Consider the following 13,003-nt stretch of genomic DNA (forward strand, 5'->3'; position numbering starts at 1 on the left):
GCGGGCTTCGGCGGCGGCGTGCGGTGCTGCCGCGCGAAGCCCGCGATGTATCAAGGCGTGATCCCGTCGACGCCATCGGCCGGTTGCTCCGGCCGTGCGACCGCGCGGGCCGCGTAGGATTCGACCGCCCGGTACGCCACCGTCGAACCCGCAATGCCGAGCGCAGCCGGAATCAAAAAGTCCTGGCTGAAACGCGTGAATTCGATCATCAGCACGATGGCCGTCAACGGCATCTGCATCGATGCCCCCAGGAACGCCGCCGCCCCCACCACAGCGAACGCGCCAAGCGACGTTCCCGGCCAGAGCGCATTCCACACGCTACCGAGAATCACGGCCAGCAGCGCGCCATTCGTGAGCCCCGGCGTGAGCAGACCGCCCTCCGCGCCCGCGCGCAACGTACTCACTTCGACCATCACCTTGAGCACGAGCAGCACGGCGGCGAGCCCGAGCGTCATCTGATTGTCGAACGACAGGCCCGCCGGCCCCTTGCCGTTGCCGACGAGTTGCGGGAAATACATGGCGAGCGCACCGATCATCGCGAAGTTGATGAGTGCAAGCACCGGCAATGCATTGCCGCGCGGTGCGGCATTGCGCGCCGCCGATGTCAGCCGCACGAACACCCAGGCAGCGACGCCGAAAAGCGGCCCCGTGACCACGGCCCACACGACGATCTGCGCATTGAAGGCGAGCGCGGGCAACCGATACTGATGTTCATCGCCGAGACCGACCCACGCTACCAGCGCGCCGATTGCCGAGGTCGCGAACGCCGCCGCGACGATGGACCATTCGAAGGTGCCGAGCAGCACTTCGAGCACGAACACCGCGCCGCCGAGCGGCACGTTATAGACCGCCGCGAGCCCCGCACCCGCGCCGCACGCCACCATGATGCGCGACTGCGCGGGCGTGAGTCCCGCGTAATGCGCGAGCCATCCCGCCCATAGCGAACCGATCTCGCGCGGCGCGACTTCACGGCCGAGCGGCGAACCCATGGCTACCGTGACGATCTGCAACACCGTATGCGCGAGCGTGCTGATCACCGGCATACGCGGATCGTCCGATTTGACGGCCTTGCGGATACTCACGAGCGGCTTGCCGAAGCGATACACGCACCACCAGCCGATTCCCGCAACGAGACCGCACACCGTAAGCACGACGAGCCGGCGCTCGAGTGGCGCGGCCGTCACGCCTTCGAGAAAGCTCTCCCGGCTGATGACCGCATCGAGGCTATAGCCGAACGCGATGTGCTGGATGGCGTGCAGCAACAACGCGAGCAACATGCCGCCGATGCCCGCGCCCACACCCACGAGCGCGGTCACGACGATAAACCTGCTGGCCGAAGCCAAGCCGTTGCCAGGCGAAGTCGGTGTCATCTCAGTCACGTTGAGCGCAAAAACCACAGAGTATCGCGCCTGACTTGCAGGCTCTCCGAACCAAGCGCGTTGTTTTTCTATTCGCACGGCTTTGCGCGATTCACTGACGTGTTGGCGAGAGACCGTTAGTAGCTATTTTGAGATAAAGAAAAGCCGGGCCACGATGAATGGACCCGGCTTGCATCACTTCGCTTCGAACAATCTCGCGATAGGCAAGGTATGCGCGTAGACCGCGCCCGCACGCAGAATGATCGCGACCGCGTAGGCTTCTTCGAGCGCCTCGGATGTGACGCCTGCTTCGATGGCAAGCGCGTGCAGCGACCGCCGCAACGGCTCGTGATTTTGCGTTTGCGCGACAGCGGCGGCGGTCACGAGGCGCAATTCACGCGGCAAGGTATCGTCGCGAAAGACGGTGCTTGCGAACGTATCGCGGCCCGCGCCGATAGCCGTGCCGTTGATCACCGACTCGCGTTGTTCGAACGTGAAGGCGGCATCGATCTTTACTTCCCCGCGCCCGAAAGTCTCTAGCGCCGCAGCGATATACGAAGCGGCAAGCAACTCATCGAGCGACGCACCCAGGCGCTTCGCGATCTCCGCGTGATGCTCGATACAGTACTCGCAGCGCGTCACCTGTCCCACCGCCACAGCGACCAAATGTTTGTCGCGGCTCGACAGACGACCGTCGCTCCAATGCGCCTGCGAAAGACGGCGAAACGCCCCAGCATGCGCGTTACGTGATTCGAGCGCGGCGAGCGCGCGGACATCGGCTTGATGAGTCATGTGCGATCCGTTCGATATGAAAGCCAGGCGAGACACGAAACGTACACCATTCTTCGTGGCCGCGCAGCGCTCATCCGCCGCACCGATGCGAAGCATGCTACGTCATATGCACAGCACTTTTTATTGGTTCCTCACGTGGCGAGTCGTTGCTATCGTTCGCGATCCCGCAAGGTGCTCGCCCTGTCTTGCAGCGGCCATCTACCGCAACATCGAATCAACACTACGCAAATATCGCGCAACATCACAACAAGAGGAATCGCACGTGTCGACCAGCACAACACTCAGGCTCTGGCAGCGTTGGGCGCGCCCGCTCGCATTCGTGGCGCTCATCGCGGGATCGAGCCTGGCTCACGCAGAGACGCCCAAACGCGGCGGCACGCTCACCGTCATCTCGCAGCCCGAGCCTGTCATTCTGACGGCAGCACTGAGCACGTCGTCGCCGACGGGAACCTTCAGCACCAATGTCTTCGACGGCCTCATCGAATACGACAACGACTTTCATCTCAAGCCGGGACTCGCGGTCAAGTGGGCGCTTTCGACCGACGGCAAGACGCTCACGTTGAATCTGCGTCAGGGCGTGAAGTGGCACGACGGCAAACCCTTCACTTCCGCCGACGTGAAGTGGACGCTCGAAAACGTGTGGAAGAAATATCATCCGCGCAATCAGGCTCTGTTCGCCAACGCGGACCGCGTGGATACGCCGGACGATTACACCGTCATCATCCATTTTTCGAAGCCATCGCTTGCCGTGCTGAGTTCGCTCAACAGCAACGGCGCGCAAGTGTTGCCGAAGCATCTGTATGAAGGCACGGACGTCCTCAACAATCCGTACAACAACAAGCCAGTGGGCACGGGTCCGTTCATTTTCCGCAAATGGGTGAAAGGCGACTACATTCTGCTCGAACGCAATCCGGACTACTGGGACAAGGGCAAGCCGTATCTCGACAAGGTGATCTATCGTGTGATTCCCGATGGCGGCGCACGCACCGCCGCGCTCGAAAAGGGCGAAGTGCAATACGCGCCGCTGAGCCCCGTACCCGCTCGCGACGCGCAACGTCTCGCGAAACTGCCGAACCTCAAGGTGGAAACGAAGGGTTATGAATGGCTCTCGCCGTGGCTCTTTCTCGACATCAACAACGATCGTCCTCAGTTGAAGGATGCGCGCGTGCGGCAGGCGCTTTATCTGGCCATCGATCGCAATGCATATAACCGCGTGGTGTGGTCAGGCTTCGGCAAACCCGCGGTGAGCCCTGTCGTATCGACGCTCAAGGAGTTCTTCGAGCCCGACGTGCCGCAGTATCCCTACGACATTGCGAAGGCCAACGCGCTGCTCGATACGGCCGGTTACAAGGCAGGCCCCAACGGTACACGCTTCAAGCTGACTATCGATTATCTGCCGTACGGTGACGAGTTTCTTCGCAGCGCGGAATTCATCAAGCAAGCTTTCAAGAAAATCGGTATCGACGCGGATATCCGCAATCAGGACACGCCGACCTACACGCGCCGCATCTACGGCGACCGCGATTTCGACGTGACGATCCAGTGGTACGCAGGCTTCTCGGACCCGCAAGTGGGCGTGACGCGCGAGTATCAGTCGGACAGTATCGGCAAGAACATTCCCTTCACGAATGGTTCGGGCTATCGCAACGTCAAGGTCGATCAACTGATTCGCGATGCGCAAGCCTCCGGCGATCAAGCCGAACGCGTAACGCTTTTCAAAGCGTTCCAGCGTCAGGTGCAGACCGATCTGCCGTCGCTGCCGCTGCTCGAACTGCACTTCTTCACGGTGCAATCGGCCGACCTCAACGATACGGTAAGCGGCGTCGATCAGGTCTATGGCTCGTTCAAGAACGTGTGGTACACCGACCCTTCGAAGCATGAGTGAGCTCATCGCGACCGATACGAAGCGCACCGCGCGATGGCTCTCCATCGCGTTGCGTCGGCTCGGGCAACTCGTGGGCGTCGTGCTCGGCATTGCGGTCGTCAACTTCTTCCTGCTTCGGCTCGCCCCCGGCGATGCCGTGCAGGTCATCGCGGGCGAATCCGGCGGCGCGTCGGCGCAATACGTCGCCGCGTTGCGTCAGCAGTTCGGGCTCGATCAACCGCTCTGGGTGCAGTTTGCAAAGTACCTCGGACATCTCGCGCGCTTCGATCTCGGCTACTCGTTCCGCGAAGGCATGCCCGTCGCGCAGCTCATCTGGAACCGCGTGCCCGCCACGCTTTTGCTGATGGGAAGCGCGGTGCTGATCGCGGCCATCGTCGGACTGCTGCTCGGCGCGCTCGCTGCATGGTACGCGGGACGTTTCGTCGATGTCGTCATCTCCACGCTTTCGCTGCTTTGTTTCGCCACGCCGCTTTTCTGGACCGGGCTCATGCTGGTGGTCGTGTTTTCGGTGTGGCTCGACTGGCTGCCGGTCGGGGGCATGCAGACCATTTCCTCCGGGCTCACAGGCTGGGCGCATGTGCTGGATGTCGCACATCATCTTATTCTTCCCGCTGTCACGCTCGCGCTTTTCTACGTCGCCACGTATGCGCGTTTGATTCGCGCGACCGTCATCGAAGTACGTCGCGAAGATTATGTGCGCACCGCTATTGCGCGCGGCGTGCGGCCGTTGCGGCTCTTTCGCGTGCACGTGCTGCGCAATGCGCTCATTCCGTTCGTGACGATGCTCGGCATGCAGATCGGCTCGGTGATCGGCGGCGCGGTGGTAGTCGAAACGGTGTTTTCGTGGCCGGGGCTCGGGCGGCTCGCTTTCGATGCGCTCGTGCGGCGCGATCTCAGCGTGCTGCTCGGCGTGCTGCTGTGCAGCTCGATTCTCGTCGTCCTCGTCAACTGGGCCACCGACGCCATCAACCGCTGGCTCGACCCGCGCATCTCCTGAGAACCGCACCATGTCCCAACTCTCCGCGCTGCAAAAGCCTCGCCGCTGGCATGCCGCTCTGCGCTTTCTGCGCGCGCCTTCCGCGTTGATCGGCGGCGTGCTGCTCGTGGCGATCATCGCGGTCGCGCTCTGTGCGCAGTGGCTGCGTCCCGGAGATCCACTAGAACTCGTCGCCGAACCATTTCTGCGTCCGGGGCAAGATGCGGCGTTTCCGCTCGGCACCGACATGCTGGGCCGCGATATCCTCTCGGGATTGTTGTATGGCGCACGCGCCTCGCTCGTGATCGCTGCGGCTTCGACGTTCATCAGCGTCGTCATCGGCGTGGTGGCGGGCCTTTTCGCCGGATACTTCGGCGGCTGGCTCGATCGTGAAATCAATCGCGTCACCGTGTTCTTTCAGACGGTGCCGCCGTTTCTGTTCGCGCTCGCCATCGTCGCCATCGTGCAGCCTTCGGTGATGACGATTGCGCTCGCTATCGGCGTGACTTCGTGGCCGAACCTCGCGCGGCTGGTGCGCGCGGAAACGCAAAAGCTGCGGCACGGCGAGATGGTGCAGGCAAGCATCGCGCTTGGGGCGAGCGACTTGCGCATCATCGTGTCGGATGTCTTGCCCAATGCGATGACGCCCGTGCTCGTGTCATCGACATTGCTGGTTGCCACCGCCATTCTCACGGAGTCCGCGCTTGCGTTTCTCGGGCTTGGCGACCCAAACGTGGCGAGCTGGGGCAACATGGTCGGCGCGGGCCGCGAAGTGCTGCGCACGGACTGGTATATCGCGACCTTGCCGGGTCTTGCTATCGTCGTCACGGTGCTTGCGCTCAATCTGCTCGGCGATGGTCTTGCTTCCTTGTTCGGCTTGCATGCGGAGCGTTGAGCGCTCAACTGTTTATGCGGCGATGGAATCGCTGCCCGCACGCTGCCGCTGCCCCGCCACCGATGCAATGAGCGTGCGCGTGTAAGCGTGCCTGGGTGCGTCCCAGATCTCGTCGTGCCCGCCGCTTTCGACGATGCGTCCATCTTTCATCACCAGCACGCGATCCGCCATGTAGCGAACGACAGCGAGATCGTGCGAGATGAAGAGCATCGACAGACCGAATTCATCCTTCAGATCGCTGAGCAAATTCAGTATCTGCGCCTGAATGGAAACATCGAGCGCGGATACCGGCTCGTCGCAAATCAGAAGCGCCGGTTCGAGTATCAACGCCCGCGCAATGCCAATGCGTTGCCGCTGCCCGCCCGAAAACTCGTGCGCATAACGACGCGCCGCGCCCGAAGGCAAACCGACTGCATCGAGCATCTTCACGATCCTTGCGTCGCGATCGCGGGTAGGAACGGTGCCCTGAACATCGAGCGCGAAATGCAGAATCTGCCCTACCGTCTTGCGCGGGTTCAACGATGCATAAGGGTCCTGAAACACCATCTGCATCTTGTGCCGATGCGGCGCCAGCTCACGCCGCGTCAGCCGCGCGATATCGACGCCATCGAGCACGATGCGTCCGGCATCCGGCGTCAAAAGCCGCATGATGGTGCGCGAGAGCGTGGACTTGCCGCAACCCGATTCGCCGACCAGACCCACCGTCTCGCCACGCGCGATATCGAAGGAAATATCGTGCAGCACATGACGCGTGCCACGCGCTGTCGCGTAAGCCGTGTCGACCTTGTCGAGCGAGAGCAGCGGTCTTGCATCGTGGTCGATGGGCCGTGTCGAATGCGCCGCGCGCGTCGGTACATGTAGCGTGAAATCCGTCGTGCCCGTGGCCGAAGCGAGCGCGCGAATCTCCGGCAAGCGCGCCTCGCGATAATGCTTGTCGGCCGAGAGATGCAGCGCCGCCCCGCGCAGTCCACGTGAATAGGCATGACGCGGATGATCGAGCACGTCGCGCGCCGAACCCTGTTCGAGCGCCTCGCCGCCATGCATCACGACTACGCGATCCGCCCAGTCGGACACGATGCCCAGATCGTGCGTGATGAGCAGCAATGCCATCGAAAGATCGCGCCGCAAGTTATCGAGCAGACGCAGGATGCCGGCCTGCACGGTGACATCGAGCGCGGTGGTGGGTTCATCGGCGATAAGAAGCGCGGGCTCGCAAGCGATGGCTGCGGCGATCATCGCGCGCTGGCGTTGTCCGCCGGAAAGATGATGCGGATAGTCGTCCGCCCGGCGCGCGGGTTCGGGAATGCGCACGAGATCGAGCAGTTCGACGGCACGCTTGCGCGCAGCGGCACGCGACATCGATGTATGAAGAATCAGCGCCTCGGCGACTTGTGCACCAATAGTCAGCACGGGATTGAGCGAAGTCATCGGCTCTTGAAAGATCATCGACATGCGGCGGCCACGCAGGTCCGCGAGCTTGCGTTCCGGCGCCGACAAAAGATCGATGCCATCGAAGAGCGCCGCGCCGCCGGTCTTCGCATGCTTCGGCAGAAGGCGCATGAGCGACATCGCCGTAGTGGACTTGCCGCAGCCCGATTCGCCGACGAGCGCCACCGCCTGCCCCGCCGCGATGTCGAACGACAGCTTGCGCACCGCGCGATGCGCGCCGTAGTCGACATCGAGGTGACGCACTTGAAGAAGCGGAGAAGTGGAGTTGCTGGGCATGAGACGCGGATAAAAGCCAAAGCCTCGAAAGTAGCGCAGCGCCGCCAAAAATAGAACCAAGCACTTCTGCTAAGAACATGCATGGCATTGCTAACCCGGCCCCATAAGCCGCGGTTGGGTCACTTGTGCAGAAGATGAAAGGCAGTGTTATGTTGCCGGCAAAGATGCTCGAAGATAAGCCCGCACTCACTCCTTACCCGGATCGAAAAACGCCATGCTGATGGAAGACTCGACGCTCGAACGCGCCACGCCCCTGACCGACGACAAAAACTCGTCGCTGCGTCAGTGGCTCGCGGTCGCCGCCGTGACGATTGGCGCGTTCGCGTTCGTCACCACCGAATTTCTACCCGTTGGATTGCTTCCTCACGTCGCGCACGACTTGAACATTCTCCCCGGCGTGGCGGGATTGATGGTGACCATTCCCGGCATCGTCGCGGCCATTTCCGCACCCGCTTTGATGCTCGGCGCGGGACGCATGGACCGGCGGCATGTGTTCCTGTTGCTCACCGCGTTGCTCTTGTGCTCGAACCTGCTGTCGGCGTTCGCACCGAATCTCGTTGTCATGCTGCTTGGCCGCGCGCTTCTGGGCGCCGCGCTCGGCGGCTTCTGGACGCTCGCGACATCGGCGGCGGGAAGGCTCGTCGAGGCGAAAGACAGTGCACGCGCAATGGCCGCCATTCTCACCGGTGTGACGTGCGCGACGGTCATTGGCGTGCCGCTCGGTACGTTCATCGCGAGCGTGGCGTCTTGGCGCGTGTCGTTTCTGGCGACGGGAGGGCTTGTTGCCGTCGCGCTCGTCGCGCAGTGGTTGCTCGTGCCTTCGTTGCCATCGGCTGCGGCTTTGCGCTTCGGCGATCTCACGGCGCTTCTCAAGCACTCGCATCCGCGCAGAAGTCTTTTAATGGTGGCGCTCGTCTTCGGCGCGCACTTTTCTTCCTACACGTACGTAACGCCCTTCTTGCTCGGCGATGCACACCTCGACATGGCGACGGTCACGTGGCTTCTGCTCGGCTTCGGCATCATCGGGTTCTTTTCGAATTTCGCGGCGTCGTCCGCCGTGCAGCGCAATCTCAAGGGCACGCTTCTCACGATGGTGTCGCTCCTCATGTTCGCGCTGCTGCTGATGCCGATCCTGCGGCATTCGTCGCTCGCGGTCAGCGCGGTTGTGCTGGCGTGGGGTATCGCATTTGGCGCGCTGCCGCTGTGCTTCAGCATGTGGATTCAGCGCGCGACGCCCGAGCATCCGGAGGCGGGATCGGCGCTTTTCGTGAGCATCATCCAAGTGGCGATTGCGATGGGCTCGTTCGTCGGCGGCGCGGTCGTCGATCGCGCGAGCATTCCGACGGACTTCATGGTGGGCGGTGCGCTGGCGTTGCTGGGACTTGCGACGCTTGCGGGCATCGGCGCGGAGGCACGGCCTGTTGCCGCGGCTTGCAACGTGCCGTGCGAGGAATGACATTCAACCCATGAGCCACGAGGCGCACGCGGGGAACATCGAAGCCGTCCCGCGTGCGAATCACATCACCCGCGCTTACTGACCTGTGCCAAAAGACTGCTGCAAGCGCGTCCCCGCATACTGCTGCGCATCTTTCGCCTTCTGCACCACAGCCGCCGTGCCGAAAAACTCGTGCGTCACGCCGTCATAGACGCGACGATCGACCGGCCCGTTCACCGCTGCAATCGCCTTCTGCAACTGCGCGCCATCGTCACGCAAAGGATCGATACGCGCGTTGATGATGGTGACCGGCGGCAAGCCCGCGAGATTGGCGTGAACCAGGTCGAGACGCGTGTCCTGCTTGTCGGCCGGCGTGCGCAAGAGCTTGTCGAGGAACCACGCGATCATCGGCTTGTTGAGCGGCTTGGCCACTGCGTTCTCGATATACGACTCCGTGTTCATGCTGCCCGTTTGCGCCACCGGATACACGGCGATCACGGCAAGCGGCTTCGGCGCATTCGCATCGCGTGCGGCGATGGCCGTCGCGACCGCGAGATTGCCACCCGCGCTTTCGCCCGCGAGCGCTAGCTTCTTCGGGTCGCCGCCAAGCGAAGCGGCGTGGCTTGCCACCCACTTGTACGACGCGAAGGCGTCATCCCACGCGGCGGGAAAGCGCGCCTCGGGCGCACGCCGGTAATCGACCGATACGACGATTGCATTGGCCGCCCTCGCAAGCCCACGCGCGCCGCCGTCATAAACCTTGCGGTCCGCGATTACCCAGCCGCCCCCATGAAAATACGTCACGACGGGAAACGGGCCATTGCCTGCGGGCTTGTACACCGTCGCGGGCAAGCTGCCGGCCGCGCCCTGCACGGTAATGTCGCGGCTCGTGACGCCCGGCACCAACGCTTGCGGCGAAGTGCTGCGACCCTGCGTCTTCAGCACGGAGTTGACGGCATCGGCGATAGTAGGTTGAGCGCGCGCCGTCGGCACATCGACCTTCTCGATGGCCTTCGGATCGAGTGCCGCATAAGCGTCGAGCACGGTCTTCATGTCGTCGTCCGCGCGCACGGCCGCGGTTGCATTGGCGACCGCGTTCGCCACGGGTGACGGCTTGTCCGGTGCGCTGTTGCATGCTGCAAGAGAGAACGACAAGCAAGCAGCCAGACCGAATGCGGCACGACGCATGAGTTTCGGCGCGGGCGTTCGAAGGGCGGGTCGGACGTTATGATCGAGGTCGAGGTCACGCATAGGTGGGCTCCGTAGGCAGTCCGCGCGTGGGTTCGCGAGAATGTCTTCGCGAATGTGCAAGACGCGGCTAATGCTATTTTTGTGAGAGAAAGTGCTCGTCATGCGAAGGCTTTCAACAGTGCCTTAGCTCGTAAGCAAGAGCAGACGTTGTTCCCGGCAAAGCCATACGTGGAAGGCATTGAACCGTCCACGTCTTGTCGAACGCGCGTTTGCTCCGGTCGCAAGACGATCAAAACCTAAAGGGAAGCGAGACATGGCACAGGGGCCGAACGCGCATCGCGTCACGCAGGAAGCAGCACAAGATGGCGGACGCTGGCTTGCCATCGGCGGTCCGATTGTCTTTTTGCTTTTGTGGTCCGCGGGCTTTCCCGTCGCCAAGACCGGCCTGCACTACGCCTCGCCGCTCACGTTTCTCTCGATACGCTTTGCGCTCAGCATCGCGGTGCTCATCGGCGTATGCGTGTTCAGACGGCCGCTCTGGCCAAGCGACATGCGAAGCTGGCGTTACCTGATCGTCATGGGCCTGCTCGTGCAGGTGATGTACTTCGGCCTCAGCTATCTGTCGATGACAGCGGGCATTGCAACGTCATGGCTTGCGCTGATCGTTTCGTTGCAGCCGATACTCGTGAGCGTGCTTGCGCCATCGCTGACCGGTGAGCGTATCGGCGTGCGGCAATGGCTGGGCTTGATACTCGCGCTTGGCGGCTCGGCCGGCGTGATCCTGTCGCGCGGCACGCTGCACGCATCGGCACTCGGGCCGGTATTGCTCGCGGTGGGCGCGCTAATCGGCATCACGGCCGCGATGTTGTACGAGAAACGCGCGGGCACGGCACAGGACCCGCTCACGTCGAACCTCGTTCAATATGCAGTGGGCTTCGCGTGCTGTGCGCCGATGGCATTCTTCTTCGAGCGCACGGAAGTGCAGTGGAACCCGACGCTCGCCGTCACGCTCGCTTATCTCGTGATCGGCAACTCGCTGATCGCGATCACGCTGCTGCTCGCATTGACACGCGCCGGAAAGGTGTCGCAAGTAGCGGCGCTGTTCTTCTTCGTGCCGCCCGGCGCGGCAATCATGTCGTACTTCATTCTCGGCGAAGTGTTGCCGACAATGGCCTGGTGGGCGATGGGCGTCGCCGTTCTCGGTGTGGCCATCGCGACGTGGAAAGGTCGGGGCGCCAAAAACTAGCGCGCCTCGAAGCGCACCACGCAACGTGCAAGTCAGTTTCGTTTTGCAGCGACGACCGCGGCCGTATCCGTATCGCGTGTCGAACCCTTCGCCGGACGGCCAGCCCAATAACCCGCGAGCATCGAGCCCGAGAGGTTGTGCCACACGGAGAACAGGGCGCCGGGCAAGGCCGCTATCGGTGTGAAATAGAGTTTGCCGAGCGTAGCCGCGAGCCCCGAATTCTGCATGCCCACTTCGATAGCGAGCGTGCGGCACACGGCCTCGTCGAAGCCGAGCAAGCGGCCGCCCCAATAGCCGCTCAGGAGCCCGATGCCGTTATGCATCACCACGCCGAACGCGACCACGAGCCCGACCGACGCAATACTCTTCTGCGTCCCGCCGACCACGGCGGCAATGATGAGCAAAATAGACACCATCGACACGAGCGGCAGCAGCCATTCGATCTTGCGCACGAAGTTCTCGAACAGATGATTCACGATAAGTCCGACCACGATAGGCAGCGCGACGATCTGCAGGATGCTCATCAACATGCCGTGGACATCGACCGAGATCGACGCATCGACATAAAGGCGCGTGAGCAGCGGCGTCGCGAACACGCCGACGAGTGTCGAGAGCGCGCTGATGGTCACCGACAAGGCGACGTCGCCGCGCGCCAGATAAATCATGACGTTGGACGCCGTGCCGCTCGCCACGCTGCCAACCAGGACCATGCCCGCCGTCAGATCGGGCGGCATGTGCAACGCCTTCGCGATAACCCACGCGGCAAGCGGCATGACGAGGTAATGCAGCACGATGCCCGCGATTACCGGCGCGGGGCGCGTGAAGACGCGCCGGAAGTCGTCGACGGAGAGCGTTACGCCCATCGACAGCATGATGATGGTCAGGAGCGTGGTGACATGCGGCGCAATGCCCGTGACGGACGAAGGCGAATAGTAGGCGGCAACGGAGACCAGAACGGCCCAGAGCGGAAACAGGCGGGTGATGCGGGCAAGCATGAAGGGCGGTCCTTGAATGTCGTGGCGTGTCGTGGTCTGTCGATGCGGGCGAAAAACGTCGAATTTTAACCGGCACGGGCTAAGGTCTTCTGAAAATGCTTAATTGGGCCAGACTTTTTCGAAAAACAGGTTTTAGGCTGTTTTTACTATTTACAGTCTAAAACTTGTTTTTTGCGTTAACAGGTCATAAACTGTATAAACGCTTAACAGTCTTAAGACTGTAGGGATCTTCGTGGACTATCCGGTAAAGACGCTCAGCCAATTGCGGCCCATCCTCAAAGGCTTTCGCAAAGCCGCCGGGCTGACTCAGGCAAGCATGGCCGCGCAATTGGGCGTGACGCAGCAGACCTATGCGCAACTGGAAGCCAATCCCGCTGCGGCAAGCATGGAGCGCATGTTCAAAGTCTTGCGCGTGCTGGGCGTCGAGATGATGCTGACGGATGGCGTCATAGCGGACGAAGCCCCGCCCATCACGAAGAAAATCGCGGCGAAGGCAACGTCGGCG

At 62.3% G+C, this 13,003-nt stretch carries 10 protein-coding genes and 1 pseudogene; 6 read left to right on the forward strand and 5 right to left on the reverse strand.

Annotated elements, in window-relative coordinates; translation table 11 throughout:
• Window positions 1–50 precede the first annotated feature (50 nt).
• Both P9292_RS36635 and P9292_RS36640 read right to left on the reverse strand, forming a co-directional pair.
• Window positions 51–1,370 carry a chloride channel protein gene (locus tag P9292_RS36635; RefSeq protein ID WP_309964390.1) on the reverse strand — a complete coding sequence of 440 codons (1,320 nt, stop codon included), beginning with the start codon at window positions 1,368–1,370 and terminating at the stop codon, window positions 51–53.
• Window positions 1,371–1,553: 183 nt separating this feature from the next.
• The gene (locus tag P9292_RS36640) at window positions 1,554–2,150 is read right to left on the reverse strand and encodes a carboxymuconolactone decarboxylase family protein (RefSeq protein ID WP_250469869.1); all 597 of its coding nucleotides are present in this window, start codon (window positions 2,148–2,150) and stop codon (window positions 1,554–1,556) included.
• A gap of 262 nt (window positions 2,151–2,412) precedes the next feature.
• Between P9292_RS36640 and P9292_RS36645 the strand changes: the two genes are divergently transcribed.
• From P9292_RS36645 to P9292_RS36655, 3 genes are read left to right on the forward strand one after another with little or no spacing between them, the layout of a single operon-like run.
• Complete coding sequence (locus P9292_RS36645; protein ID WP_244831810.1) at window positions 2,413–4,035, forward strand: ABC transporter substrate-binding protein; 1,623 nt, start codon at window positions 2,413–2,415, stop codon at window positions 4,033–4,035.
• Window positions 4,028–5,032 (forward strand): ABC transporter permease, encoded by a 1,005-nt coding sequence (locus P9292_RS36650; RefSeq protein ID WP_309964392.1) that lies wholly within the window; start codon window positions 4,028–4,030, stop codon window positions 5,030–5,032. The genes P9292_RS36645 and P9292_RS36650 overlap by 8 nt, the downstream gene beginning before the upstream one ends.
• A 10-nt stretch (window positions 5,033–5,042) precedes the next feature.
• Entirely contained in the window at window positions 5,043–5,906 is an 864-nt protein-coding gene (locus tag P9292_RS36655) for an ABC transporter permease (RefSeq protein ID WP_309964394.1), read from the forward strand.
• Window positions 5,907–5,918: 12 nt separating this feature from the next.
• Here the strand turns inward: P9292_RS36655 and P9292_RS36660 are convergent, their stop codons facing one another.
• Window positions 5,919–7,631: an ABC transporter ATP-binding protein gene (locus P9292_RS36660; protein WP_309965391.1), complete on the reverse strand. Its 1,713-nt coding sequence runs from the start codon at window positions 7,629–7,631 to the stop codon at window positions 5,919–5,921.
• A gap of 214 nt (window positions 7,632–7,845) precedes the next feature.
• On the opposite strand from P9292_RS36660, the gene P9292_RS36665 reads away from it, so the two are divergent.
• Complete coding sequence (locus P9292_RS36665; RefSeq protein ID WP_250469873.1) at window positions 7,846–9,087, forward strand: MFS transporter; 1,242 nt, start codon at window positions 7,846–7,848, stop codon at window positions 9,085–9,087.
• Between the two features lie 75 nt (window positions 9,088–9,162).
• Here P9292_RS36665 and P9292_RS36670 read toward each other — a convergent pair whose 3' ends face one another.
• Window positions 9,163–10,317, reverse strand: a complete 1,155-nt coding sequence (locus P9292_RS36670; protein WP_309964396.1) for an alpha/beta hydrolase — start codon at window positions 10,315–10,317, stop codon at window positions 9,163–9,165.
• A 253-nt stretch (window positions 10,318–10,570) separates the two neighbouring features.
• On the opposite strand from P9292_RS36670, the gene P9292_RS36675 reads away from it, so the two are divergent.
• Entirely contained in the window at window positions 10,571–11,503 is a 933-nt protein-coding gene (locus tag P9292_RS36675) for a DMT family transporter (RefSeq protein WP_309964398.1), read from the forward strand.
• Between the two features lie 32 nt (window positions 11,504–11,535).
• Here P9292_RS36675 and P9292_RS36680 read toward each other — a convergent pair whose 3' ends face one another.
• Window positions 11,536–12,498, reverse strand: coding sequence for a bile acid:sodium symporter family protein (locus P9292_RS36680; RefSeq protein WP_309964400.1), 963 nt, complete (start codon window positions 12,496–12,498; stop codon window positions 11,536–11,538).
• Between the two features lie 232 nt (window positions 12,499–12,730).
• On the opposite strand from P9292_RS36680, the pseudogene P9292_RS43380 reads away from it, so the two are divergent.
• Window positions 12,731–12,920, forward strand: a pseudogene (locus tag P9292_RS43380) (helix-turn-helix transcriptional regulator); the annotation flags it as partial.
• Window positions 12,921–13,003 lie beyond the last annotated feature (83 nt).

It is taken from the genome of Caballeronia sp. LZ001, assembly GCF_031450875.1.
Lineage (GTDB): Bacteria > Pseudomonadota > Gammaproteobacteria > Burkholderiales > Burkholderiaceae > Caballeronia.

Excerpts from the sequence above, each read along its gene's own strand:
- P9292_RS36635 (WP_309964390.1), bottom strand. The coding sequence starts at position 1,370 with ATGACACCGACTTCGCCTGGCAACGGCTTGGCTTCGGCCAGCAGGTTT.
- P9292_RS36640 (WP_250469869.1), bottom strand. The coding sequence starts at position 2,150 with ATGACTCATCAAGCCGATGTCCGCGCGCTCGCCGCGCTCGAATCACGT.
- P9292_RS36650 (WP_309964392.1), top strand. The coding sequence starts at position 4,028 with ATGAGTGAGCTCATCGCGACCGATACGAAGCGCACCGCGCGATGGCTC.
- P9292_RS36655 (WP_309964394.1), top strand. The coding sequence starts at position 5,043 with ATGTCCCAACTCTCCGCGCTGCAAAAGCCTCGCCGCTGGCATGCCGCT.
- P9292_RS36660 (WP_309965391.1), bottom strand. The coding sequence starts at position 7,631 with ATGCCCAGCAACTCCACTTCTCCGCTTCTTCAAGTGCGTCACCTCGAT.
- P9292_RS36665 (WP_250469873.1), top strand. The coding sequence starts at position 7,846 with ATGCTGATGGAAGACTCGACGCTCGAACGCGCCACGCCCCTGACCGAC.
- P9292_RS36670 (WP_309964396.1), bottom strand. The coding sequence starts at position 10,317 with ATGCGTGACCTCGACCTCGATCATAACGTCCGACCCGCCCTTCGAACG.
- P9292_RS36675 (WP_309964398.1), top strand. The coding sequence starts at position 10,571 with ATGGCACAGGGGCCGAACGCGCATCGCGTCACGCAGGAAGCAGCACAA.
- P9292_RS36680 (WP_309964400.1), bottom strand. The coding sequence starts at position 12,498 with ATGCTTGCCCGCATCACCCGCCTGTTTCCGCTCTGGGCCGTTCTGGTC.